Origin of the sequence: Pantoea stewartii subsp. stewartii (assembly GCF_008801695.1) — a bacterium.
Lineage (GTDB): Bacteria > Pseudomonadota > Gammaproteobacteria > Enterobacterales > Enterobacteriaceae > Pantoea > Pantoea stewartii.
Window position 1 is genome coordinate 19183 of record NZ_VZPF01000027.1, and the last position, 25774, is coordinate 44956.

The 25774-nt window shown below is 54.1% G+C and carries 23 protein-coding genes; 15 read left to right on the forward strand and 8 right to left on the reverse strand.

What is annotated here, in order from left to right:
- Nucleotides 1–162: 162 nt before the first annotated feature.
- On the reverse strand, nucleotides 163–981 hold the full coding sequence (gene iolB / locus F7Q90_RS09745; protein ID WP_006121070.1) for a 5-deoxy-glucuronate isomerase: 819 nt from the start codon (nucleotides 979–981) through the stop codon (nucleotides 163–165).
- Nucleotides 982–1062: 81 nt separating this feature from the next.
- A complete protein-coding gene (locus F7Q90_RS09750) occupies nucleotides 1063–2568 on the reverse strand; it encodes a CoA-acylating methylmalonate-semialdehyde dehydrogenase (RefSeq protein WP_006121071.1) in 1506 nt (501 codons plus the stop codon).
- Nucleotides 2569–3227: 659 nt separating this feature from the next.
- Between F7Q90_RS09750 and F7Q90_RS09755 the strand changes: the two genes are divergently transcribed.
- Nucleotides 3228–4607: a nucleobase:cation symporter-2 family protein gene (locus F7Q90_RS09755; protein WP_006121072.1), complete on the forward strand. Its 1380-nt coding sequence runs from the start codon at nucleotides 3228–3230 to the stop codon at nucleotides 4605–4607.
- Nucleotides 4608–4835: 228 nt separating this feature from the next.
- Nucleotides 4836–5891, forward strand: coding sequence for an AI-2E family transporter (locus F7Q90_RS09760; RefSeq protein ID WP_006121073.1), 1056 nt, complete (start codon nucleotides 4836–4838; stop codon nucleotides 5889–5891).
- Here the strand turns inward: F7Q90_RS09760 and F7Q90_RS09765 are convergent.
- Nucleotides 5880–6563, reverse strand: coding sequence for a FadR/GntR family transcriptional regulator (locus F7Q90_RS09765; protein ID WP_006121074.1), 684 nt, complete (start codon nucleotides 6561–6563; stop codon nucleotides 5880–5882). The two genes, F7Q90_RS09760 and F7Q90_RS09765, sit on opposite strands and share 12 nt — an antisense overlap.
- Before the next feature lie 147 nt (nucleotides 6564–6710).
- Between F7Q90_RS09765 and uxuA the strand changes: the two genes are divergently transcribed.
- Together uxuA and F7Q90_RS09775 are read left to right on the forward strand one after the other, a co-directional pair.
- Nucleotides 6711–7895 carry a mannonate dehydratase gene (gene uxuA, locus F7Q90_RS09770; protein WP_006121075.1) on the forward strand — a complete coding sequence of 395 codons (1185 nt, stop codon included), beginning with the start codon at nucleotides 6711–6713 and terminating at the stop codon, nucleotides 7893–7895.
- Between the two features lie 398 nt (nucleotides 7896–8293).
- Nucleotides 8294–9874 (forward strand): EAL domain-containing protein, encoded by a 1581-nt coding sequence (locus tag F7Q90_RS09775; protein WP_006121076.1) that lies wholly within the window; start codon nucleotides 8294–8296, stop codon nucleotides 9872–9874.
- Nucleotides 9875–9962: 88 nt separating this feature from the next.
- Here F7Q90_RS09775 and F7Q90_RS09780 read toward each other — a convergent pair whose 3' ends face one another.
- Nucleotides 9963–10292 (reverse strand): hypothetical protein, encoded by a 330-nt coding sequence (locus F7Q90_RS09780; protein ID WP_237166093.1) that lies wholly within the window; start codon nucleotides 10290–10292, stop codon nucleotides 9963–9965.
- A 439-nt stretch (nucleotides 10293–10731) separates the two neighbouring features.
- Between F7Q90_RS09780 and proP the strand changes: the two genes are divergently transcribed.
- The 3 genes from proP to F7Q90_RS09795 all read left to right on the forward strand — a co-directional run bounded on the left by proP (nucleotide 10732) and on the right by F7Q90_RS09795 (nucleotide 14106).
- Nucleotides 10732–12237 (forward strand): glycine betaine/L-proline transporter ProP, encoded by a 1506-nt coding sequence (proP, locus tag F7Q90_RS09785; RefSeq protein ID WP_006121078.1) that lies wholly within the window; start codon nucleotides 10732–10734, stop codon nucleotides 12235–12237.
- A 128-nt stretch (nucleotides 12238–12365) separates the two neighbouring features.
- Nucleotides 12366–13343, forward strand: coding sequence for a porphobilinogen synthase (gene hemB / locus F7Q90_RS09790; RefSeq protein ID WP_006121079.1), 978 nt, complete (start codon nucleotides 12366–12368; stop codon nucleotides 13341–13343).
- Between the two features lie 286 nt (nucleotides 13344–13629).
- On the forward strand, nucleotides 13630–14106 hold the full coding sequence (locus F7Q90_RS09795) for a helix-turn-helix domain-containing protein (RefSeq protein WP_006121080.1): 477 nt from the start codon (nucleotides 13630–13632) through the stop codon (nucleotides 14104–14106).
- 9 nt (nucleotides 14107–14115) lie between these two features.
- Here F7Q90_RS09795 and F7Q90_RS09800 read toward each other — a convergent pair whose 3' ends face one another.
- The 4 genes from F7Q90_RS09800 to F7Q90_RS27135 all read right to left on the reverse strand — a co-directional run bounded on the left by F7Q90_RS09800 (nucleotide 14116) and on the right by F7Q90_RS27135 (nucleotide 16715).
- Nucleotides 14116–14772: an epoxyqueuosine reductase QueH gene (locus F7Q90_RS09800; RefSeq protein WP_006121081.1), complete on the reverse strand. Its 657-nt coding sequence runs from the start codon at nucleotides 14770–14772 to the stop codon at nucleotides 14116–14118.
- A 124-nt stretch (nucleotides 14773–14896) separates the two neighbouring features.
- Nucleotides 14897–15577: an SDR family oxidoreductase gene (locus tag F7Q90_RS09805; protein WP_006121082.1), complete on the reverse strand. Its 681-nt coding sequence runs from the start codon at nucleotides 15575–15577 to the stop codon at nucleotides 14897–14899.
- Between the two features lie 132 nt (nucleotides 15578–15709).
- Nucleotides 15710–16531, reverse strand: a complete 822-nt coding sequence (locus F7Q90_RS09810) for a hypothetical protein (RefSeq protein WP_006121083.1) — start codon at nucleotides 16529–16531, stop codon at nucleotides 15710–15712.
- A gap of 1 nt (nucleotide 16532) precedes the next feature.
- Nucleotides 16533–16715, reverse strand: a complete 183-nt coding sequence (locus tag F7Q90_RS27135) for a hypothetical protein (RefSeq protein WP_237166123.1) — start codon at nucleotides 16713–16715, stop codon at nucleotides 16533–16535.
- An 806-nt stretch (nucleotides 16716–17521) separates the two neighbouring features.
- Here F7Q90_RS27135 and F7Q90_RS09815 point away from each other — a divergent pair.
- The 8 genes from F7Q90_RS09815 (at nucleotide 17522) to F7Q90_RS09850 (ending at nucleotide 25772) form a co-directional block, all read left to right on the forward strand.
- Nucleotides 17522–18388, forward strand: a complete 867-nt coding sequence (locus F7Q90_RS09815; RefSeq protein WP_006121084.1) for a MurR/RpiR family transcriptional regulator — start codon at nucleotides 17522–17524, stop codon at nucleotides 18386–18388.
- An 18-nt stretch (nucleotides 18389–18406) separates the two neighbouring features.
- Nucleotides 18407–18991 carry a D-alanyl-D-alanine dipeptidase gene (gene ddpX, locus F7Q90_RS09820; RefSeq protein ID WP_006121085.1) on the forward strand — a complete coding sequence of 195 codons (585 nt, stop codon included), beginning with the start codon at nucleotides 18407–18409 and terminating at the stop codon, nucleotides 18989–18991.
- Nucleotides 18988–20553: an ABC transporter substrate-binding protein gene (locus F7Q90_RS09825; protein ID WP_006121087.1), complete on the forward strand. Its 1566-nt coding sequence runs from the start codon at nucleotides 18988–18990 to the stop codon at nucleotides 20551–20553. Before ddpX ends, F7Q90_RS09825 begins: the two co-directional genes overlap by 4 nt.
- Before the next feature lie 54 nt (nucleotides 20554–20607).
- Nucleotides 20608–21624, forward strand: a complete 1017-nt coding sequence (locus F7Q90_RS09830; protein ID WP_006121089.1) for an ABC transporter permease — start codon at nucleotides 20608–20610, stop codon at nucleotides 21622–21624.
- A gap of 3 nt (nucleotides 21625–21627) precedes the next feature.
- Complete coding sequence (gene ddpC, locus F7Q90_RS09835) at nucleotides 21628–22521, forward strand: D,D-dipeptide ABC transporter permease (protein WP_006121090.1); 894 nt, start codon at nucleotides 21628–21630, stop codon at nucleotides 22519–22521.
- Nucleotides 22521–23507: an ABC transporter ATP-binding protein gene (locus F7Q90_RS09840; RefSeq protein WP_006121091.1), complete on the forward strand. Its 987-nt coding sequence runs from the start codon at nucleotides 22521–22523 to the stop codon at nucleotides 23505–23507. Before ddpC ends, F7Q90_RS09840 begins: the two co-directional genes overlap by 1 nt.
- Nucleotides 23500–24450, forward strand: coding sequence for an oligopeptide/dipeptide ABC transporter ATP-binding protein (locus F7Q90_RS09845; RefSeq protein ID WP_006121092.1), 951 nt, complete (start codon nucleotides 23500–23502; stop codon nucleotides 24448–24450). Before F7Q90_RS09840 ends, F7Q90_RS09845 begins: the two co-directional genes overlap by 8 nt.
- Before the next feature lie 71 nt (nucleotides 24451–24521).
- Complete coding sequence (locus tag F7Q90_RS09850; RefSeq protein WP_006121093.1) at nucleotides 24522–25772, forward strand: D-amino acid dehydrogenase; 1251 nt, start codon at nucleotides 24522–24524, stop codon at nucleotides 25770–25772.
- Nucleotides 25773–25774: the final 2 nt, after the last annotated feature.

Consider the following 25774-nt stretch of genomic DNA (forward strand, 5'->3'; position numbering starts at 1 on the left):
CACCTGACAGGGCGGCGTAGCCTGCGCCCGTCAATCAGAAACGGCCTCGTCAGGTAACAGACAGAGCCTGTCGCCGAACACCGTTCTCTGGTCAACTTACAGGTACCATCACGCAATAAAAAAGGCAGCGAATAGCGCTGCCTTGTCAGTCCTCGCCACGGATTAACGTCGCGGATAACTGTCGCTGTTAACCCAGGCGTGATCGTGCTCCCAACTGAACTTCCACAAACGTACCGGCCCCGCCATGACGTTAAGGTAGTAATTGTCGTAGCCTGCCAGCGTCGCCACAGGATGATAGCCGCGCGGCACCATGACCACATCACGGTTATACACTGCCATGCACTCATCCAGCGAACGATCGTCAGTATAAACGCGCTGCATGGCAAACCCCTGCTCGGGTTGAAAACGGTGGTAATAGGTTTCTTCCAGATAGGTTTCGTGTTCGCTGTTTTCCTGATCGTGTTTGTGGCTCGGGTAAGAGCTGGTATTGCCCTCATCGGTATACACTTCCACGACCAGCAGGCTCTCTGCCGGTTGAGTGTCCGGCAGAATATTATGCACCAGGCGCTGATTTTGCCCTTTGCCCCGCCGTTCAACGCCCACATCCTCCGGCGCAATCAGGCGAGCGGGCAGCTTGCCGCCCTGCCCGGGTGCCTGGCAGACCGCCAGCTCAAGATCGCTTTCAGCCTGTACCCTGACGTCATCATCATGAGGAACATACACAGAATAAGGCGGCGTGCGCTCAAACGGTGACAGACGTTTGCCGATATTCGGGAAACTTGCGTGGCGCGTGGTGACGGAAGCCAGCCCCGCGACCAGCACCAGGCAAAGTTCGCTGTCGCCACTTTTCAGGTCGAGCGTTTGCCCTTTTTTCAGCAGATAGGATGAAAAACCGACATAACGCCAACCGGCGCGCGCTGGCGTCACCTGCTGAATGCAGCCGTTATTGTCGGGCTGTTTTACCTTCGAAAGTAAGGCCATTCGCCTCCTCCTGTTTTGCGGTCCTTCACCTGACAACCCGCGCCCCTGTGTGTGGAACGCTGCGTCAGTGGTGCAGGTGATTTAGCCTAACGTTGGCATGCTGAATTCGGACACCGTTTGCTGACCGCCTGGCCAACGCACGGTGGCGGTTTTCATGCGGGTGTAAAAACGCACGCCGTCTGGCCCGTGCACGTTTAACGCACCAAAGACTGACCGTTTCCAGCCCCCAAAACTGTGGAAGGCCATCGGCACCGGCACCGGCAAATTGACGCCGACCATTCCGGCCTCAACATCCTGCACAAACTCCCGCGCGGTATGGCCATTGCTGGTAAAGATGGCGCTGCCGTTACCAAATTCGTGGCTGTTAACCAGCTTCAGGGCACTGTCGTAATCCGGCGCGCGCATAATGCTCAGCACCGGACCAAAAATTTCCTCACGCCAGATGGTCATCTCGGCGGTAACGTTATCGAACAGCGTACCGCCGACGTAGTAGCCCTCTTCGAAACCGGCGACTTTGTGGTTGCGGCCATCAACGACCAGCTTCGCCCCTTCCTGCTCGCCCAGATCGATATAGCCCAGCACTTTTTTCTGGTGTGCCGCAGAAACCACAGGCCCCATTTCATTTTCATCGCTGCCTTGCTGGATTCCCGGCCCAACCCGTAATGCGTTGATCAGCGGTGTCAGGCGCGAAATGAGCTTATCGGCGGTATCGTTGCCCACTGCAACGACAACCGGCAGCGCCATGCAACGCTCGCCCGCCGAGCCAAACGCACCGCCCATAATCGCGTTTACCGTGGCGTCCAAATCGGCGTCTGGCATAACGATGGCGTGATTTTTTGCCGCGCCAAAAGCCTGAACGCGCTTACCGTGCGCACTGGCCGTTTTGTAAATATGCTCGGCCACACCGGATGAGCCAACGAAGCTGACGGCGGCAATACGCGGATCTTTATAAAGCTGTTCTGCATTGTCATTGGAACTGTGCACGACATTAAACACGCCATCCGGCAGGCCCGCCTCCTTCAACAGCTCGGCCATGCGCACCGACGCTGACGGATCCAGCGCAGGCGGCTTGAGAATAAAGGTGTTACCGCAGGCCAACGCAATCGGGAACATCCACAACGGCACCATTGCCGGAAAGTTGAAGGGCGTAATCCCTGCCACGACGCCCACCGGCTGCATCAGCGAGTAACTGTCTACGCCACCGCCTACATTCGGGGAATACTCGCCTTTAAGCAGGTGCGGAATACCACAGGCAAATTCGATGACTTCGATACCGCGCGTCAGCTCACCCAGCGCATCTGACCAGACTTTGCCATGCTCAGACACAATCAGCGCCGCCAGTTCATCGCGGTGCTGCTCCATCAGAGCTTTAAAATTGAACATGATGCGTGCGCGGCGCAGCGGGGAGGTTTTTGACCAGGCAGGAAAGGCCGCATGTGCCACATAAATCGCCTGAGCCACTTCATCTGCGCTGCTTTGCGTGAGCTCACGGATAACCTTGCCGGTTGCCGGATCGAACACAGGAATGGTTTCGTTGCTGGCGCTGAATGTGGTTTGACCGCCAATAAAATTTCCTACGATAGTCATGATGTTGCCTCTTTGGTATGTACGGTTCCAGCGGGCAGAGCACAGAAGTGGCATGCTGGCTGGGCAGGAAAAGCCAAAAGCATGCTGGAAAACTATTACAATGGAATAAATTTTTCAAATAGATATTTTTGGAAAATTACTTTTTAGCGGCACAGATCGCATTTCTCTTTTCATAAAGGATTGACGCCTTCGCGGCGGCCATTCTGGCTCGTCATCGCTGACGGTGTAATCGGGGTCCCCATGACATTGTCGCTTCAGGGCGGTTTAACGCCTTTGCGGGATGAAAGGTTTTCGGCCTGACGGCATTAAGCAGCCCGGATATGTTTCATCAATTTTAAATATGAAATATACATTTCTTTTTGCTGAGAGTCGGCCAGAAAAATGGCTGCTGGCCATGAGGACAGTTGTCTGGTGAAAAAACATCACTACGCACTAACGCAGTGCAAAAAAGGGCGTTAATCGTCATTTTATGAACCAATAATTTCTTAACTGCCCCATCAGGAATCATGTGTTTCACTTTTCCCGGGCGAGCGACGCGTTTCATCACAACATTATCGCTATGATTTTAAAGGCATTGATACCAGAGGAACGTTTATCAAATAAACCTGGCCTGCTTTATGCAACATCTGGTGACTTCCCCGCACTGAGATGAGATAACCGTGTCTGACGAAAAAAACAGTGGCTTACTGTACGGCCTTGATCAGCGAATTCCGCCTGTGCAGGCTTTTTTTAGCGCATCGCAGCATGTACTGGCAGGTCTGGTCGGGATTATCACGCCGCCTTTGCTAATTGGCACCGCGCTTGGTCTGGAAGCCTGGCTTCCGTATTTAATTAGTATGTCGCTCCTTGCTTCGGGCATCGGCACCTTTCTGCAGTCAAATCGCGTGTGGGGCGTGGGCGCGGGCATGATATGCATGCAGGGCACCAGCTTTGCTTTTCTCGGCGTCGCCATTTCAGGTGGCCTGTGGGTCAAAGCCCAGGGCGGCAGCCCTGAGGACATTATGGCGATGCTGTTTGGCGTCAACGCCGTGGCCGCGCTGGTTCCGGTTATCGTCAGCCGCTTTATTGATACCTTAAAACGGGTCTTTACGCCGGTCGTGACTGGAAGCGTGATTGCGTTAATCGGTATCAGCCTGATTAAGGTCAGCGTGATTAACTGGTGCGGCGGTCAGAATGCACAGGATTTTGCCAGCCTTAGCAACCTCGCCCTGGGGGCGTTGACGCTTGGCGTGATTGTGCTGCTGAGCTGTTCGGGGAACCGCTGGCTGCGTCTGTCATCCATCGTGGTCGGCATTCTCACCGGCTGCATCGCGGCGGCACTGAGCGGCAAATTTCAGGTACATGGTTTGGGGGACAGTCTGTTTCGCCTGCCCGCGCTGTTTCCGTTTGGCTTTCACTTCAACAGCAGCCTTTTTGTGCCTGTAGTGCTGGTTTCACTGGTCTGCATCATTGAGGCGGTAGGCGATCTTACCGCAAACCACCTGATCTCCGGTAAGTCGATTACGGATAAAGCGTTCAGTGCGCGCCTGAAAGGCGGCATTCTGGCTGACGGACTGAGTTGTATGATTGCCGCCATGCTGAGTGCCTTTCCAAATACCACCTTTGCGCAAAACAACGGCGTCATACAGATGACCGGTGTGGCAAGCCGTTTTGTTGGCCGCTATATCGGTGTGATGCTGATTTTACTGGCTCTGTTTCCGCCGTTTAGCGAAGCGTTGCGTCAGATTCCCACGCCCGTCCTGGGTGGCGCGACCATGGTGATGTTTGGCTGCGTGGTAACGGCCGGCATTCGTATTCTCAGCCAGACCGCGCTGACGCGCAGAGAGATGCTGATTGTCGGCCTGGCCTTCAGCTTCGGCTTAGGGATTGAGTCCGTGCCTGCTGCCCTTTCCCATCTGCCGCCCCTGTTTGCGAACCTGTTTGGTTCAGCCGCCACCAGCGGCGGGATTGTTGCCATCGTGCTGAATATTCTGATTCCCGGCGGGCAGGAGCCGGTGCCACAGGACGCCACGAAAGAGGAATCTGCGCCCTCAGTGTAAGGCGGCGGCAGGCGGCCGCCTGCGTCGTTTCATTGCGGCGGCATCGCTGTTGACAGCATATCGCCGTGACAGTCGCCATTGTCCGCCGCGGCATCAGGACGCTTAACACCCTTTCGCGTCCTGTTTCCCGTCACCGTCTCGCCTCGCTTACCCTTTTCCTCAACGAATCCGCTTCTGATTTTTCCTTCAACTACACTTCAATCAGTTATTTATGCGTAGAGAGAACGAATGAACGGGTTGCAGCAGGAAAGAATTGGACAAAATATCTTAATCAAACTGGCGATGTTAGTGATTATCCTTGCCGGGATAAGAGCCGCTTCCGATATTCTGGTGCCGTTACTCCTGGCGGCGTTTTTTGCCATTGTGTTGAATCCCTTAGTCACGATACTGATGCGGCGCGGACTGCGGCGCGGGATGGCGATTACGCTGGTGATCACGGTCATTTTTGTTGTGATTTTGCTGCTGGGGGCCGTACTGGCCAGCTCAATGAGTGAGTTTTACGATCTCTATCCTCAACTGCGCACCATCATGGAAAAGAAAATGCTGGTCGTTCAGCATCTGGCGGCCAGCATTCATCTGAATGTCTCTACCGATGCGCTGGTTCAGCGCTTCGATCCCAACACATTGATGAATCTGGCCAGCGTGGCGCTGAGTGGTTTTTCCGGCGCAATGACCAATACTGTCCTGTTGATCCTTACCGTCGTCTTTATGCTGTTTGAAGTGCACCACCTGCCTTACAAAATGCGCAACTCGTTTGTGAACCCCAAAATTCGTATTGCGGGTTTACACAAAGCGCTTAAAGGCGTGACACATTACCTGGCGTTAAAAACGCTGATCAGCCTGATTACCGGTATCTCGGTCTGGCTGACGCTGTACCTGCTGGATGTGAAATTTGCGTTACTGTGGGGCGTGGTAGCCTTTATCCTGAATTTTATTCCCAATATCGGGCCGATTATCGCCGGTATTCCCCCTTTCCTGCAGGCACTGTTGCTGAACAGTGTGTTTGACGCGGCGATGGTGGCGGCGCTGTTTACCGCCATTCATATGGTGTTTGGCAATATGTTAGAGCCGCGCATCATGGGGCGCGGACTGGGATTGTCGACACTGGTGGTCTTTCTGTCCTTGATCTTCTGGGGCTGGCTGTTGGGTCCGGTCGGTATGCTGCTCTCCGTACCGCTGACCAGCATTACAAAAATTTTGATGGAAACCACGCCAGGCGGAAGCCGACTGGCAATCATGCTGGGCACCGGACGCCCTAAACCTGCCCGGCTGCTAACCAAGTAAACGCTGCTGCACATGCTGCAGATGCGCTCTCATCGCAGCCTGTGCAACCTGCTCATCTCCCCCGACAATGGCCTCTGCAATACACTGATGGTCGGCGTTCATTTCGTCAGCAAAGGTATTGTCGGCATAATGGCGTTCCAGCCGACGAAAATGCGCGCTGTCGCGTTTGTTCCACAGGTTTTCCATCATCTCCCGCAGCAGATCGTTACCGCTCATCTCGCTAATCAAAAGATGAAAGGCTTTATCCTGTTCTATAAACGCCGCATCGTTTTCATTAAATTGCTGGAGGCTGATGCTCATCGCCATGAGCCGCTCACGCTGCGCCTCACTGCCGTTACGCGCCGCCATTCCTGCCAGCAGACTTTCATAGGCTTCGCGCGCCTGTAAAAGATCCTGCAGGCTGAAATGTTCGGTGTCTTTGACCGCTGAGGGCTGAGGCAGGGTTTGGGCGACAAATACGCCCGTTCCGGTCTGGATAGTGACGTAGCCCGTCATTTCAAGCGCAATCAGCGCTTCACGCACGGACGAGCGACTGACGCCCAACTGCTTTGCCAGCTCTCGCTCCGGTGGCAACGCACCGCCGGGTACGAAATCCCCACGCTGAATGCCCGCGATAATGGCATTGGCGATCTGTCGATAAAGTCGTTCAGTTTTCAGTACCGGTAGCACCATCACCTTCTCCTGTTATGGCCGTCTTTGCAGAATCCAGCCGGACGTATTTACTATGCTGCGATCCGGATCACGGCCTTAATTTACGCGCTAATTTACTCTTGGTCCAGCGGCCTGACCACTGGGCCACCCGTTCATCAAGGAGTAATAATGGAACATACATGGCGCTGGTACGGCCCCAACGATCCTGTTTCACTGGACGATGCTCGCCAGGCAGGTGCAACCGGTATTGTTACGGCACTTCATCACATCCCAAACGGCGACGTGTGGCCCGTAGCCGAAATCAAAGCGCGTCAGGCGCTACTGGCGGAAAAAGGACTCACCTGGTCTGTTGTTGAAAGCATTCCCGTTCACGAATCCATTAAAACGCAACGGGGCGATTATTCGCGCTATATCACCAACTATCAGCAGTCGATTCGTAATCTGGCCGCCTGCGGGATCGATACCGTGTGCTACAACTTTATGCCGGTGCTTGACTGGACGCGTACCGATCTGGCCTGGACCTTGCCGGATGGGGCGAAAGCGTTGCGGTTTGACGCCGATGCGTTTGCTGCGTTTGAACTGTACCTGTTAAAACGTCCCGGTGCGGAAAAAGAATACAGCCCCGCCGAGCAGCAGGCCGCTGCTGCCTGTTTTGCCGCAATGAACGAAGAAGAGAAAGCCACGCTGGTGCGCAACATCATTGCGGGTTTACCCGGTGCGGAAGAAGGCTACACGCTTGAACAGTTCCAGGCCCAGCTGGCCCAATATGATGGCATTGATAAAGCCAGACTGCGCGAGCATATGGCCACCTTCCTGCGGGCTATTGTGCCAGTGGCAGAAGAGGTGGGCATCAAACTGGCGGTACATCCTGACGATCCGCCGCGTCCTATTCTTGGCCTGCCGCGCATTGTCTCCACCCAGGAGGATATGCAGTGGCTGAAAGAGACTGTCGACAGCCTGCATAACGGATTCTGCTTCTGTACAGGATCGTACGGCGTTCGCGACGATAACCCACTGGTTACGATGGCCGAAACCTTTGCCGATCGTATTAACTTCGTGCATTTACGCGCCACAAAACGCGAAGCAAACCCCAACAGCTTCCACGAAGCCGCTCATCTGGCGGGAGACGTTGATATGGTTGGCGTCATCAAAGTGATTCTGGCTGAGGAGCAGCGCCGTCGCCGTGCAGGCAATCTACGCGCTATTCCTATGCGTCCCGATCACGGTCATCAGATGCTGGACGATTTGCACAAGCGCACCAATCCGGGCTATTCAGCAATCGGCAGGCTCAAGGGGCTGGCCGAGTTGCGTGGCGTAGAAGTCGCGCTGAAACAAATCTACTTCCAGGATTAGCCCACCACGGTGCCGCTGGAGGGGGCGTGCCAGACCGGAAAGCCATCGTGTTCCGTTGACCCGGCGCATGTGGTCCGTGCCTGCGGCGTCAATGCCCTTTTGCTTTCTCCACCGCGCGGGGACATTCTTTTGCCCCGCGCACACGGCTTGCCTGCCAGCCACAGGAACACTTAGCAAAAAATGTGAGTATTCACTTTCATCAGTACACTCTGTCATATGCCGTCTTTCACCCAATCCGGGCATGAATTTTCTGTCAATAAATTATGGACGAGGCCGATAATGACGATTATCGGAGGCAAAGGATATCCGACCGTTCACCCGTGGTGTGAACTGGCGTGCTATGCTGAATAAACCCTTAGCACCGCTCAAAAACATGATTACAATTCAGAGGTTATACGGTGCCGCTGATTAAAGAAAAACCGGCCCATACCAGGCTACTTATCGTCTTTGCTGGCGTCCTGCCACTCCTTCTGGGACTGTTTTTTTGTGCCATTGATGCGCGTCAAACTGTGCGCGAGCAACAGATCAACACGGCAGCGACTTTACTGTCTCAGGCAGAAAAAATCAGCGACAACGCCTGGAGCATGATTGCCTGGCTTCGGCAGTACGAGGAGCAGCCCTGCGAGCAAATTGAACATGCATTGCGGCTTAACGGCACGCTTTATCCCTATTTTCGTGGCCTGGGCACGCTGGAAAACGACGTGATCACCTGCTCTTCGGCTTACGGTAATAAACCCTCAACCCTGAAGGCGATGATTGGCGTAACGCCGCCGGTGGCGCGCAAAGACGGGTGGAGTTTGTCTCTGCGCGGCTCCTACAGCGTACCCGACCGGCCCGCCGTCATCTTTGTGCGTAACCTTACCGCAGGCAGAGCCGTCTGGGTAATGGTGGAAGGGCAATATCTCATCGATTTTATGAGTGCGTTAGGGAGCACGCACGATTATCAGATCACGATGCGCTTCAGTGATGGTGCGTCAATTGTGTCAGGTGAACATGATTTTACCGGGGATACCGGGCCTTCTCCTCAACTTTATCGCGCCACGTCATCGCGCTATCCCATCAGCGTAACGCTACTGGCACCGGGCACAGAACGCATAAAAGCACTGAAACAGTTGTTGCTCCTGATTATGCCTTTTGCTTCCGTGTTTTCCGTTTTGTTGATGATTCTCACGGCATCATGGCTACGCCGGCGATTTTCATGGGCAGATGACATTCGTCGCGCCATTCGTTCCGGGCAGTTCAGCGTGCACTATCAGCCCACCTACAGCTATGCGCTTAAACGCTGCACCGGCGCAGAAGCCCTTTTGCGCTGGACGCTGCCCAATGGTGACAGCGTACGTCCCGATACCTTCATCAGCGCGGCGGAAGCCGAGGGAATGATCATTCCCGTTACCCGCCATTTAATGGATTTAATCGTTGAAGACGCGCGGCAGTGGAAAACGAATCCCGGTTTTCATCTGGCAATTAACGTGGCCGCCGACCATCTTCAGCATCCAGACTTCGTCGATGAGATGCTGAGCTTCGCGGAAAAGATGGCAGTAACGGAATTCAATCTTACTCTGGAGCTGACCGAACGAAGCCTGATTAAGGAAGGTAACGTGGTGGCGGACAAACTGGAAAGATTGCGTGCGGCGGGGATGAAAGTAGCGATTGATGACTTCGGAACCGGCCATTGCTCGCTCAGTTATCTGCAAACTTTCGCGCTGGACTATCTCAAAATCGATCGGGGCTTTATTAATGCCATTGAATCACTGGATGGCGAAACGCCTGTGCTGGACGCCATTATCAGCCTGAGCCACAAGCTTAAGCTACAGGTATTAGGTGAAGGTGTTGAAACTGCACTGCAATTCCACTACCTGCAACAGCACGGCGTGAGCTTCGTGCAAGGCTATTTTTATGCCCGCCCTATGGAAAACAGCGCCTTCATTGCATGGATGGAAAAATATGGTCATTTGCCAGTGCCTCCTGAAGCGCTCTAGAGCACATCAGGTCACCATCGGATGACAACAGCACGAAATGATTTTGTAGGGATTTAGCGCCGTTTACGTGCCGCGCGCAATGCGACGGCTACCGTTTCTTCCTGCTGGCAGACAGGCCTTCACAGGGCCGACGGGTTCGCTGACTTAGCCGCTGTAGCGTTGGCACCGACTGCTGGAGTAACTGCTGGCATTCTTCATATGCCGAGCACTGCTTTCCCGTTGTCGTCGACGTGATAAGCGTTTCGCTCAGCTTCGTCAGTCGGTTTATCCAGCGTTTCCCCCGACAGCGAAACCAACCCGGCGCAGAGTCCATCTGTGTCCTCTCGCCGCGCTGCCTGTCAGCGGACAACATGGTGGCAGGATAGATTAATTTTTTTTCCACACTATCGATGAGCGCCACCCAGGGATTTTGGCTCATGGCGATATCCTCCTTGACAATTTCTATCCAAATCAAGGGGGATGAGTATTACTGAAAGTAATTGATTAGGCAATCCTCAACGATCGATACGAAAAATCATAAGTAATTTTAACCTGTAATGCGTCAGAGCGCGTTTTCACTTGCGATCGGCACGTATAGTTACCAGGCAAACGCGTTCGCCTGCTTCTTTTTTTAGCCAGCAAGACTGGTGTAAACACAAGGCAGAGTTGGTCACTTTCAGGCCAAACATGACAAATATCACACAAAAACGTTATACTCTGCGGTCGATGAAATGAATCACGGCAGTTTTCGTTGTATTTATACGTCGACAGATAATGCTGTTTTACGGCTATGCTTAAATTTCCTCAACGCAGCGGTCTGAACGCTGTGGTCGGTTCGCGCCGTTGAGGACTTTCATGTTCCATTACAGGGTAATTCTATGAAATTGCGTAGGAAGCGTGTAAAACCGATTGGGATCGATGATGTGACCATCATTGATGATGCCCGTTTACGAAAAGCCATTACCGCCGCGTCGTTGGGTAACGCCATGGAGTGGTTTGATTTTGGTGTTTATGGCTTTGTGGCTTATGCCTTAGGTAAAGTCTTTTTCCCGGATGCCTCACCAGGCATTCAAATGATTGCCGCCCTGGCAACGTTCTCTGTTCCTTTTCTGATTCGTCCTCTGGGTGGCCTGTTCTTCGGCATGCTGGGTGATAAATATGGTCGTCAGAAAATACTGTCCATTACCATTGTCATTATGTCGGTCAGTACGTTCTGTATTGGTCTGATTCCCTCTTACGCCTCCATCGGCATCTGGGCACCGATTTTGCTGCTGTTGGCCAAAATGGCGCAGGGCTTTTCCGTGGGCGGGGAATATACCGGCGCATCGATTTTCGTGGCGGAGTATTCACCGGACCGCAAACGTGGCTTTATGGGAAGCTGGCTCGACTTCGGTTCTATTGCCGGTTTTGTACTGGGTGCGGGCGTTGTCGTCCTGATCTCGACCATTATTGGCGAAGAGAACTTCCTTGAGTGGGGCTGGCGTCTTCCTTTCTTCCTGGCCTTGCCGTTGGGCATTATTGGTTTATATCTGCGTCATGCGCTGGAAGAAACGCCAGCATTCCAGCAGCACGTTGATAAGCTGGAACAGGGGGATCGCGAAGGCCTGCGTGATGGTCCGAAAGTCTCTTTCAAAGAGATCGCCACCAAACACTGGCGCAGCCTGTTAGCCTGTATCGGCCTGGTCATTGCGACCAACGTGACCTACTACATGCTGCTCACCTACATGCCAAGTTATCTGTCACACAACCTGCATTACTCAGAAGATCATGGCGTGCTGATCATCATCGCCATCATGATGGGGATGCTGTTTGTGCAGCCGGTAATGGGCATGCTGAGCGACCGTTTTGGCCGCCGTCCGTTTGTGATTCTGGGCAGTATTGCGTTGATGGTTTTTGCTATTCCCGCCTTTATGATGATCAACAGCGGCGTGCTGGGAATGATTTTTGCCGGACTGCTACTACTGGCGGTAATCCTGAATGCCTTTACGGGTGTGATGGCATCCTCTCTGCCTGCAATGTTCCCTACGCATATTCGTTATAGCGCCTTAGCCAGCGCCTTCAATATTTCGGTATTGATTGCCGGTCTGACGCCAACGGCCGCGGCCTGGCTGGTCGAAGCGACCAACAACCTCTACATGCCCGCGTACTATCTGATGGTCGTGGCGGTGGTCGGTCTGATTACCGGTCTTTACATGAAAGAGACCGCGAATAAGCCGCTGAAAGGGGCGACGCCTGCCGCATCAGATTTAGAAGAGGCGCGCGAAATCCTTCAGGAACACCACGATAACATCGAACAGAAAATCGAAGATATCGACGCAGAAATTGCCCGTCTCGAAGCGAAACGTAAAAATCTGGTGCAGCAGCACCCGGACATTAACGAGTAAGCTCCCCCGTCTCCCGCCTTGTGGCGGGAGACGTTTTATTCTCTCAGCGCACCGCACACAAACCTTCATCGCCTGCTCTTAATCGGAGTAGACTGTCCGTCTTATTTGAATTAGCTACGTGAGTAACTATGTCTGATTTTTCCCTTACCCAACGTCCCAGAAGATTGCGCGCCAGCGCATCCATGCGTGCAATGTTTCAGGAGTCCACCCTCAGTATCAACGACCTGGCTTTACCCATTTTTGTTGAGGAAGGCGTTGATGACTATAAAGACATTCAGGCTATGCCAGGCGTAAGGCGTATCCCGGAAAAACGTCTGGCCCACGAGATTGAACGTATCGCCAGGGCAGGCATCCGCTCCGTGATGACCTTCGGGATTTCTCATCATACCGACGCGACCGGCAGCGATGCCTGGAATGAAAACGGCCTGGTCGCACGGATGTCGCGCATTTGCAAAGATACCGTGCCTGAAATGATTGTGATGTCGGATACCTGCTTCTGTGAATACACCAGCCACGGCCACTGCGGCGTGCTGTGCGATCACGGCGTGGATAACGACGCAACCCTTATCAACCTGGGTAAGCAGGCCGTTGTCGCGGCAGCGGCAGGCGCTGACTTTATCGCGCCCTCGGCCGCGATGGATGGTCAGGTGCAGGCTATCCGCCAGGCACTGGATGCTGCGGGCTTTACGCAAACGGCGATTATGTCTTATTCCACCAAATTTGCGTCATCCTTCTACGGCCCGTTCCGTGAAGCCGCCGGAACCGCGCTGAAAGGCGATCGCAAAACGTATCAGATGAACCCCATGAATCGCCGCGAGGCCATTCGCGAATCACTGATTGATGCCGCCGAAGGTGCCGATTCGCTGATGGTGAAACCGGCTGGCGCCTATCTGGACATCCTGCGCGACATTCGTGAACGCACTGAGCTTCCCCTGGCGGCTTATCAGGTCAGCGGTGAATATGCGATGATTAAATTTGCCGCGCAGGCCGGCGCGATTGATGAACGTAACGTGGTGCTTGAGAGCCTGGGGGCCATTAAACGTGCGGGTGCCGATCTGATCTTCAGTTATTTTGCGCTCGACCTGGCGGAGCAAAATCTGCTGTAGGCAGTCGTTCTCTGCGATGCGACAACGTGTCGCAGAGAGGCCTGTTTTAACTTTGCTCAGGGTGACATTTTACTTGCGGCATGGTAACGTTATGTAATAGTACCACAAAGTCACCCCTCCCACCTTTGCAACAAATAATATACATATCACGCATAAATATAATTGCTCATCATGTTATTTCACATTCCTGGAAATAACCATGCACTTCCTTGAGAATCTTTACGTAACCCCTATTTTGAGAAACATATGTTAATTTAAAATCATCCTCATTATTTAAGGGGGTGTTATGAATGAGAACAAATACAATGAGAGCGTAATTATTTTTGTTACTGAATGGATTAATGAAAATCTCGATCAGCGATTAAGCATTGATGATATTGCGGAAAAGGCGGGCTATTCAAAATGGTATCTGCAGAAGTTATTTTCCCGCTATAACGATGAAACGCTTGCACGCTATATTCGCAAGAAGAAATTAATATCCTGTATTAACGATCTCAAAAACAGCCGTACACCTATTATCAATCTGGCCGTTAAATACCATTTTGAAAGCCAACAATCTTTTACGCGCTCGCTTAAACAGATGATGGGCTGTACGCCCAGCGTTTGCCGCAAAAGACAAATGAAAGGGGGAACGGACAGCGCCACGTCCACCGGTGCGCATCCCTGTAGTCTCTGCATACGGACGCCGAAAAAGGCAAAAAAGCCGGTTTACAGCGGAATAAATGACACCCGGAGCAGCGGCGATTTAGTCCGCTTTTTTTAAATACAGGCGTTACTCGTCCGGCTTATAATATTGCACGCCAATCTGAATTCGCTCTCGCCCGTTGGCAACACGATGACGATTGGTATCGCGTAATGAGTAAATACATCCGCAGTACTCTTGCTGATAAAAGCTTTCGCGCTTACTGATTTCGATCATACGCGCCGAGCCGCCGCCTTTGCGCCAGTTAAATTCCCAGTAGGTCAAATCGGGATATTTTGCCGCCGCACGGACACCGCAGTCATTAATCTGCTGCATGTTCTTCCATCGGGAAATCCCCAGACAACTGGTGATAACAGGAAAACCATTTTCATGCGCATAGAGCGCCGTACGCTCAAAACGCATATCGAAGCACATGGTGCATCGCTCACCACGCTCAGGCTCCCATTCCATGCCTTTGGCCCGTTTAAACCAGTCATCACGATCGTAATCTGCATCGACAAAAGGCACATTAAACTTTTCAGCAAAGCGGATATTCTCCTCTTTACGCAGTTCGTACTCTTTAAGCGGATGAATATTCGGGTTATAGAAATAGATCGTGTATTCAATGCCGGAGGCCAGCATGGCTTCCATGACTTCCCCTGAACAGGGCGCACAGCAGGAGTGCAGAAGCACTTTTTTGTGTCCACCGGGCAACGGTAGCGGTTGACGCTGATAGGGCTGAGACATAAGCACCTTCAATCAATGAAATAAAAAAGGCAGTGTAATGCCGGGACAGGTCTGTTGCAAAACTTCAGTGTATCGGATCGCCCCTGCCTGTAGTGAAGGCCTGAGGGCGAATTCCTTTACGCCATTACCATTGCAGCGTTTTTCCCGCGTAGTCCACATAGTGGTGACCACCGCGCCCCTGAAACATCGTCAACTGCGTGAAGATCCCTTCCGCGCTTTTTTCAGCCGTAAGGGGGGCCTTATCGCCGCCCATATCCGTTTTCACCCGGCCGGGATGCAGCGTTAACAGCGTGCCATTCTGCGCTTCTACCCCTCTGGCAAGGGAACGGGTCAACATATTGAGCGCCGCTTTACTGGCCGAATACAGAGGAGCGTCCGCGCTGCGGTTCTCATTCAGGCTGGCAAGCTGCGAAGACGTTAACGCAATCACGCCCTTTTGCTGATTCAGCAACGGCAGCAAAATCTCAGCGCAACGTACCGGCGCGGCGGCATTGGTCGGGAACAGCTGCATCAGTTCGCTGTCATCCGTCTCGGCCAACTTTTGATGCGCTGGCCCGTAAACGCCTGCATTAATCAAAATGGCGTCATAAGGCTCTCCACTCAGCTGGACCGCAACGTGTTTAACCGCGTCGGTATCCGTTATATCCACTTGATGCCAGTCAACCTCAGGGGGCTCGCCTTGTGGCGGAATAGCACTGCGGTATGTGGCCGTCACCTGCCAGTGATGGGCTACAAACGCGTTAACCACGGCAAGTCCGATGCCGCGCGACGCGCCGATAACTAAGATTTTCCCCTGATGAGCCATAGGATTGTCCTCGTTGATGAAGTCAGTAAGCAGAGTAGAGGCGGGTTAGCGCACGCACTGCATTATACAGGCTGTTTTGTGCGGATACCGCCGCTCCGACCCTGCTGTGTGTCCTGATACGCCCTGCCTGGGTTATTCAATCTGCTGATCAGGCGGCGAAGATTTGTTGCCATCCCGGCTCTTTTCCACACTCTGCGGATGATCTTCCCCCATTGCCAGGGCTGTCGCGCTGGCGGGATCGAACAATGAGAAGCTCTCGATCTGGTCCAGCATGATCACTTTGCGAAACGCCATGGCATTTTTGGGTTCTGAATCCAGCGTGATGCCGTGCTCGGCGTACCAGCTACTGTAATTATGTTCGACCGCCAGCTTTAATGTATGGCTGTCGCGATAACCGCTCAGCATCGGAATGAGCACGATATTGGCGGTGCTTTCATATTCAAAAGTTGCCGCATGCACCATGCCTATGTAGATGCGTCGCGATTTTAGCGTGATCCATGCCAGCTCCCCCTCCTCCATGCACTGGAAAAGCATCTGCTCGACGCCGTTAGAACGGGAGAGTTTTTGATAGAGGTCTTTTCGGCCAGAGACATTAAGCCGTGCGCTGCCCGCCCAGTTCGAGCGATAAAGGCAAAACAGAATGGCGAAGGTCAGCATAATGACTACCGGTGCCTGAATACCTAAAAAGCTCCAGTTCATAAACTTCATTTGCAGCTGAAGATGATCGCCGGGGAAAATATAAAGCGCGTTAGAAACGGAGGAAATAATAAATAAGACAAACCAAATAAATGCGGTGGCAAAAACCCCCTGAAGCACGAATATACAACCGTATAACGCCACCAGAAAATAGACATCCCAGCCTGAGGTACGGCGCATTTTGAAACGGCTGGAAAGATCCCGACTGGTGTACCAGTAACCACTTACCATCAATACCATAAAAATCGCGGTACCCACCTCAGACTCCTTTTAAGCTATTGACGTGCCGGTTGAAATCCTCCTTTACTTCCTCACTGAGGATATTGACCGCGGCGTTACCGTTTTCATCGATAATAATGCGCTCACCATCGGCAATGGAGTCGTTTATGTCCTGGCGGCTCATTATCTGGAGGAATTTATCCGGGCTGGGGCTTTGTTGAATAAATGGATTTTATGCTGTGGTACTATGAAAACGGTTGTTTCAGATAACATAAAATCAATGCATTACATGCTTGCGTATGACGGTGTTCTGTCTGGCATCAGCGTTTTCTACCAAAACAGTGCAGACAAAACAGAATGATTACCTATTATTCAACAAAGCCCCGGGCTGGCGAACAAGGAACGAACAAAGCTGATCATGACAGGTCACTTACTGAGTTAAAAAACACAAGTATGTGACCGAATTGGCTTTGCTGCCATTTTATTGCCGGTAAACATTCTTAAAAGCCTGATTAACGAAGCGGTAAATGTTGCTGATTTTTTCGCGTTCTGCTCTCCCCCTTTATAAAAGATGGCGAAACGAATTCATTCATCCCTGACGATGATGCCCTTCTTAACGCAATCCGGTCTGCCCGATGCACGCCATAAAACGACAGTGCACAAACCGCTTTTGTCGCCTGATGGCAGCTCATCGCGGCGGTCGACAGCGCCGTGCATCGTACGCACCTTGTTGCCGGCCCCGACGTAAAGGATCGGCCACTCGCTCGTACGCGGAAAGAGGAACATCGTTTCTTCAGTCTGGATCACATTACCGGGTTATTTTGTTGCACTAGTGTGATGCAAGTTTCAATTACGTTGCACCTCGATTGCGCTTAATTTATCGGCAGGCTATCAACTCCACCATTCCGTTGCACATAATCACCTGACGTGGCTGTTTTTTAACAGGCCAGGGCAAACTGGCATGCATTGTGCTTGTTACTTAAATAACAACATTGCGAGCAATGACAGCCAGGTAACATTGAGGACGACATGAGCGCTCACACCGAACTGCTGAAAAAAATCGAGGCTGCCATTAGTCAGCAAACGCCCAGCGAAAAACGGATAAGTTCGTGGCTGCTCAGCCATTCCGAACAAATCCCCTTTGAAACGGCGGACAGCATTGCCCAGGCGACCGGCACCAGCGGAATTACTGTCGGGCGTTATTTGCGCAAGCTGGGATTTAAAAATCTTGATGATGTGAAAAACCTGCTGCGCGATGTGCCCAATACGCCGTACAAGCAATGGGGCGTAATTGACCGCCTTGATTCATGGGAGCAGCAACGCACGCTGCCGGATCCGGCCAGCCAGTCACTACAAATGGAGTTAGAGGCTATCCGCTATGTCTACCAACTGGCGCAGACGGAGACCTTTCGCCATATCAGCCAGCAAATAGCCGAGGCCGAAACCGTCATCGTGTTGGGGATTCAGTCCACCCGGGGCATCGCGAACACCTTCTTCAGTCATCTGGAATATCTGCGACCGCGCGTGACCTATGCCGATGGCAGCTCGGGCAGTTGGCTGGAGTCGCTGAACTCCGAGTCGTCAAAGCCTTACGTCATTCTTACGGATACGCGAGCCTATTCCACCGTAGCAAGACAGTTTTGTCGGGTCGCCACCGCACGTGGCGTGTCGATGGCGCTGGTTACCGATATCTGGTGTCCGTGGGCCCGGGATTATCCGGTGGATTTACTCCAGGTAAAAACGGACACCGCCAATTTTTGGGATTCGCTGGCCCCCATCAGTTGCCTTTTCAACCTTCTGCTGTCTGCAGTTGTCGAACGCCTTGGCCCCGCGCTTTCTCAGCGCCTGGCACAAAACCGACTGTTGCAGCAGGAATTTGGTCAGTTTGAACATTGATAAAACAGGGATTACAGAATGATGCAGGAAACAGAGCTGGTCGATATCGCAGTGGCCTTTCCGGCGCTGACTATCGATCTGAAATATGCCACCGCCGATAACATCACGGGCCTGCCCATCTACAGCGTAGCCCGCTGCCTGCTGCATCCCGATGCCGCCGTCGCGCTGGAGAAAAGTATTGCTATTGCCAGCGTGGCGGGTTTTACGCTGCTGGTGCTGGACGCCTATCGCCCACAAAAAGCGCAGGAGCTGCTTTGGCACGCCTGTCCTGATCAGAATTACGTCGTGCCTTTATCGCAAGGCTCGAATCACAGCCGTGGCACCGCGATTGATGTCACGCTAATCGATGCTGACGGGCACATTCTGGATATGGGAACCGGGTTTGATGAAATGCAGGCGCTATCGCACCCCTACCATCCCGACGTGCCGCTGGCTGCTCAGCGCAACAGGCTACTGCTTAATGCCGTGATGTTTGGCGGTGGCTTTACTGGCATTGCGACCGAATGGTGGCATTTCGAGTTACCGGAAGCGGCCCGTTATCCGCTGATTAACGATGTTTTCACCTGCATATCCCCAGCCCAGACTGACGGAGTTTTACCATGACAATGACGCACACAGCACCCCGTTATTTTCGCCCTTTGTTACTTGCTATTACCCTCGCGGCCACGACGACATCCGTGCTGGCTGCGGTACCGAAAGACATGCTGGTGATCGGAAAAGCGGCCGATCCGCAGACGCTGGATCCGGCGGTGACGATTGATAACAATGACTGGACCGTTACGTATCCTGCCTACCAGCGCCTGATCAAATACAAAACAGAAGACGGTAAAGGCACCACGGAGATCGAGGGCGATCTGGCTCAAAGCTGGCAGAGTAGTGACGATGGCAAGGTCTGGACGTTTACGCTACGTCCGGATGCCGCGTTTGCCGATGGCTCACCCGTGAATGCTGAGGCGGTTAAGCTCTCTTTTGAGCGTCTGATGCGTATCAAACAAGGCCCGTCGGAAGCCTTTCCAGCCGACATGAAAGTCGAGGTAGTCGATCCGCATACCGTGCGTTTCACGCTGAACACCCCGTTCGCACCGTTTCTTTATACGCTCGCGAATGACGGCGCGTCCATTATTAACCCTGCCGTGCTGAAAGCGAACGCCGCCGATGATGCGCGCGGCTATCTGGCCGAGCATACCGCAGGATCCGGTGCCTATATGCTGCAACGCTGGCAGAAAGGTCAGCAGCTGGTGCTGGTGCCTAACCCGCACTTTACGGGGCCTAAACCGGCCTTTAAGCGCGTTTCCGTGAAAATTATCAGCGAAAGCTCTGCCCGTCGTTTGCAGCTGGCAAAAGGCGATGTCGATATTGCCGATGCGTTACCGGTAGACCAGTTCGCCGCGCTGAAGAAGCAAGGTGACGTCACCGTCATGGATTATCCCGCCCTGCGTGTGACCTACCTCTATCTGAACAACAGCAAAGCACCGCTGAATCAGCCTGATTTACGCAGAGCGATCTCCTGGGCGACCGACTACCAGGGCATGGTACAGGGCATTCTGGGCGGCAACGGTAAACAGATGCGCGGTCCGATTCCGGAAGGCATGTGGGGCTATGATCCTCAGGCCATGCAGTACAGCTTTAACATGGATAAAGCCAGGGCTGAACTGGCTAAACTGCCCAGCAAACCGCAGACCTTGTCCTTTCTCTATTCGGACAACGATCCAAACTGGGAGCCGATTGCCCTTTCCATGCAGGCCAATCTGAAGACGCTGGGCATCAACGTTAAGCTGGAAAAACTGGCCAACGCCACCATGCGCGAGCGTATCGGTAAAGCGGACTATGACATTGCCATTGGCAACTGGAGCCCGGATTTTGCCGATCCCTACATGTTCATGAACTACTGGTTTGAATCAGACAAAAAAGGTCTGCCCGGCAACCGCTCTTTTTATTCCAATCCGGCGGTCGATGCGCTGCTGAAGAAAGCGGTTTCCACGACCAGTCAGGCTGAACGGACCCGCGATTACCAGCAGGCCGAGCAGATCGTGATTAACGATGCGGCTTACGTGTATTTATTCCAGAAAAATTATCAGGTTGCGATGAATAAGTCGGTTAAAGGCTACGTGTTTAATCCGATGCTGGAGCAAATCTTTAACCTCGCCACCATGCATAAAGAATAACAACCTTCACGCCCGTTCACGCAGGGCCTGCCTGGCCCTGCTGAGGAAGACATGATGAGTTACTGGAGTCTGTTAAGACAGCGTAGCTGGGGACTGCTGTTGGTCGTCGCTGGCGTCTGCGTCATTACGTTTATTATTTCGCATCTTATTCCCGGGGATCCGGCCAGGCTGCTGGCCGGCGATCGTGCCAGTGATGAAATTGTCCAACACATCCGCCAGCAGTTAGGGCTGGACTTACCGCTGTGGCAACAATTTATCCGTTATGTACAGCAACTTTTGCATGGCGATCTGGGCACCTCGATCCGCACAGGCCGCCCGGTGTTAGATGATTTGCGGGCATTCTTTCCCGCCACGCTGGAGCTGGCCTTTTGTGCGCTGTTGATCGCGCTGCTGGTCGGCGTGCCGCTGGGCGTGCTTTCTGCCGTTTATCGCAACCGCTGGCTTGATCATCTGGTGCGTCTGCTGGCGCTGACCGGTATTTCGATCCCGGCGTTCTGGCTGGGACTGGGTGCCATCGTCCTGTTTTATGGCAAGTTGAACCTGCTGCCCGGCGGCGGACGCCTGGATGACTGGCTTGATCCATCCACACGCATCACCGGTTTCTACCTGGTTGATGCCTTGCTGGAGGGCAATACTGAGGTCTTTATGAACGCCCTGCAGCATCTGATTTTGCCTGCCACCACGCTGGCCTTTGTCCATCTGGGCATCGTGGCGCGTCAGATTCGCTCGGCCATGCTGGAACAGTTAAGCGAAGACTATATTCGCACTGCGCTGGCGAGCGGACTGCCTAAGTTTACTATCGTCGTGCGCTATGCCCTGCCCAACGCCCTGATCCCCTCTGTGACCGTGCTGGGGCTGGCCCTGGGTGACCTGCTGTATGGTGCCGTCCTGACCGAAACCGTGTTTGCCTGGCCCGGTATGGGCGCGTACGTGGTGTCCTCGATTCAGGCACTCGATTTTCCCGCCGTGATGGGTTTTGCCATCGTCGTGTCCTTTGCGTACGTGCTGGTCAACCTGTTTGTGGATCTTCTTTATCTGTGGATTGACCCGCGCATGGGTCGGGGAGCGTAACGCATGATGATGACGCAAGAACAGCCTGCTGTACGTCAGGCGAAACCCACGCTTCTCGTCTGGAAGCGTCGCCTCTGGATGGTGCGTAAAAGTCCACTGACCCTGCTGGGGGCCGCCATTATTGTCCTGATGCTGGGATTGATGGTGTTCTCGCCCTGGCTGGTGCCCCACGATCCGAATGCCATCAGTTTGACCGACCGTCTTCAGCCGCCCAGTGCTGCGCACTGGTTTGGCACCGATGAAGTGGGCCGGGATCTGTTTAGTCGCGTGTTGGTCGGCAGCCAGCAGTCTGTCGCGGCCGGACTGGCCGTGGTGTTGCTGGCGGGCATCAGCGGTTCATTACTGGGCTGTCTGTCCGGTGTTCTGGGCGGTCGCAGCGATGCGCTCATTATGCGTCTGATGGACATCATGCTGTCTATCCCTTCGCTGGTGCTGACCATGGCGCTGGCCGCGGCGCTGGGACCGAGCCTGTTTAACGCCATGCTCGCCATCGCCATTGTGCGTATTCCTTTTTACGTCCGGCTGGCACGCGGTCAGACGTTGATTGTCAGACAGCATACCTTTGTCGAAGCCGCCAAAACCTTTGGTGCCTCGCGCTGGCATCTGATTAGCTGGCATATCCTGCGTAATGCACTGCCGCCGCTGGTGGTACAGGCCTCGCTGGATATCGGCAGCGCCATTCTGATGGCCGCGACGCTGGGCTTCATTGGCTTAGGCGCGCAGCAACCGACCGCTGAATGGGGCGCGATGGTAGCGAACGGGCGCAACTACGTGCTGGACCAGTGGTGGTACTGCACCTTCCCCGGCGCGGCGATCTTAATCACCGCCGTTGGATTCAATTTGTTTGGCGATGGGATTCAGGATCTGCTGGATCCGAAAGCAGGAGGACGTCACTGATGCAAGAGAGAATCCTGACGATTGAGGATTTACGCCTCAGTTTCCCGGTCTATCAGGGCGAGGTGAATGTGCTGAACAATGTGTCCATGCACATTAACCGTGGTGAAATTGTCGGCGTAGTCGGGGAGTCCGGTTCGGGGAAATCGGTCACCGCCATGCTGGCGATGCGGCTGATTCCCGAACACAGCTATCAGATCAAAAGCGGCAAACTGGAACTGGCGGGACAGAATGTCCTGACCGCCAGTGAGGCCGCGATGCGTAAAATGCGCGGCAATCGCGTTGCCATGATCTTTCAGGAACCCATGACCGCCCTGAATCCCACTCGCCGCATCGGCAAGCAGATGGTAGATGTCATTCGACAACATCGTCCCGTGTCAGCCCGTGAGGCCAACGCACGGGCGCTTGCGCTGTTGGGCGATATGCAAATCGCGGACGCAAAGAACGTGATGGCGCGCTATCCCTTCGAGCTTTCCGGCGGCATGCGTCAGCGTGTCATGATCGCCCTGGCCTTTTCCTGTGAACCCGATCTGCTGATTGCCGATGAACCCACGACCGCGCTGGATGTCACCGTACAGCGTCAGGTACTGCGCCTGTTAAAACAAAAAGCGGAGGCAACGGGCACGGCGGTGCTGTTTATCAGCCACGATATGGCGGTGGTTTCGCAGTTGTGCGACCGGATTTACGTCATGTACGCCGGCGCAGTCATTGAAAGCGGCATGACAGAAACCGTCATGCATTCACCGAGCCATCCCTATTCCATTGGCCTGCTTGCCTGCTCGCCCGATGCCAGCGAACCGCGCGCCCCGTTGGCGTCCATTTCCGGCACCGTCCCCAACCTGACCTGCCTGCCCTCGGGCTGTGCGTTTCGCGAGCGCTGCTTCGCGGCAGGCGAACGCTGCACCCGCGCACCACGTTTACAGGCAACGGGCAACGCTGCCCAGCAGGTAGCCTGCTGGTATCCACAACAGGAGACGCGCCATGTCTGATGCTCTGCTCACGCTACAAAACGTACACGTTGCCTTTCCTGCGAAGAAGAACTGGCGTGGCAAAGTGACGGAACGGGTTCATGCACTGAATGGCCTGGATATCCAGGTCAGACAGGGCGAAACGCTGGGCATTGTCGGTGAATCCGGTTGCGGCAAAAGCACCCTGGCGAAACTGTTGATGGGCATGCTGAGTCCGACAACGGGTCAGCTTGACCTGGCCACCGCCGCTGGCGGAGGCCAGGAACGTCGCATGCAAATGGTCTTTCAGGATCCGCTCTCGTCACTGGATCCCCGCCTGCCGGTCTGGCGTATCATGACCGAACCGGTCTGGATTCAGTCACGCGCGTCAGAAAAAACGCGACGCGCCCTGGCTGAATCCCTGGCCCGTCAGGTGGGGATTCGCCCGGAATACCTGGACCGTCCACCGCATGCGTTTTCCGGCGGTCAGCGTCAACGCATTGCCATCGCCCGGGCACTGTCCTCCCAACCCGACATCATTGTGCTGGATGAACCTACCTCGGCACTGGATATTTCTGTCCAGGCGCAGATTCTGAACCTGCTGGTGGAACTGCAACAGCAGTACAATCTGACGTATATCCTGATCTCTCACAACGTCTCGGTCGTCCGTCACATGAGCGATCGCGTTGCGGTCATGTATCTGGGCCAGATTGTCGAACTGGGCGCGGCTCAGCACGTTCTCGATTCGCCTCAGCATCCCTATACGCAATTGCTGATGGACTCTGTGCCACGCATTGGCGCGCCGCTGGAGGGGGCTCCCGTCAACACCGAACTACCGGGTAACCGCCACCTGCCAACCGGCTGTTTCTTTCGCGCTCGCTGTCCGCAGGCAACAAGTGGCTGTGCCACGCCTCAGCCTTTGCGCGTTCAGGATGACGGGCGGGCGGTCAGGTGCTGGCTGGCCCATAACCTTATGCATGCCTGATTCACAACACATCAAGCGGGTGGCGCAACGCGACCACCTTTTAACGATCACTCTTTCAGGAAGACATTGCGATGAAAATCATTGTGCTTGGCAGCGGCGTGGTGGGCGTCACCACCGCCTGGTATCTGCAGCAGGCAGGGCATCAGGTCACCGTGATCGAACGCGAAGCGGGCCCGGCATTGGGTACCAGCGCCGCCAACGCCGGTCAGATCTCGCCTGGCTACGCCGCGCCCTGGGCCGCACCAGGCGTGCCGCTTAAAGCGGTGAAGTGGATGGTGCAGCGCCATGCGCCCCTTTCGGTACGGCCGGATGGATCTCGCTTCCAGCTGGCCTGGATGATGCAGATGCTGAAAAACTGCAATTCTCACAGCTATGCCGTCAATAAAGCCAGGATGGTCAGACTGGCAGAGTACAGCCGTGACTGCATCAGTGCGCTGCGGGCCAGCACAGGAATTGAATATGAAGGACGCCAGGGCGGCACCCTGCAGCTGTTTCGCACAGAACAGCAGTTTGAAAACGCAGCGCGTGATATTGCCGTGCTGCAGGAGGCTGGCGTGCCGTATCAACTGCTTGAAGCCGACCAGCTGGCGACCGTCGAACCTGCACTGGCTGACGTCAAGCACAAGTTGACGGGAGGTTTACGGTTGCCTAACGATGAGACTGGCGATTGCCAGCTGTTTACCCAGCGACTTGCCGCCCTGGCGCGCGATGCCGGCGTCACGTTCCGCTTTAACACGCAGGTGGATGCGCTACTGAGCGAAGGTGACAGGATCAGGGGGATTGTCTGTGGCGATCAGACGCTGACGGCAGACGGGTACGTTATGGCATTTGGCGCTTACTCTACCCAGTTGCTTCGACCACTGATGTACATTCCGGTGTATCCGCTGAAAGGCTATTCCCTGACGATTCCCCTCGCCGATGAGGCCGGTGCCCCGGTTTCCACGGTACTGGATGAAACCTATAAAATTGCCATCACGCGTTTTGATAATCGCATCCGCGTCGGCGGTATGGCGGAAATCGTAGGATACAGCAAAACCCTGCTGCCCGCGAGACGGCAAACGCTTGAGATGGTGGTAAACGACCTTTATCCCCGTGGCGGCCGCGTTGAGCAGGCGACCTTCTGGACCGGATTACGGCCGATGACGCCTGACGGCACGCCGATTGTCGGTCATACACATTTCACCAACCTGTGGCTGAACACAGGACATGGCACGCTGGGCTGGACGATGGCCTGCGGATCCGGCCAGCTGTTAAGTGATGTGATTTCAGGCAAACAGCCCGAGATTGCGCACGCAGACTATGCGGTTTCACGCTATGCCTGAGC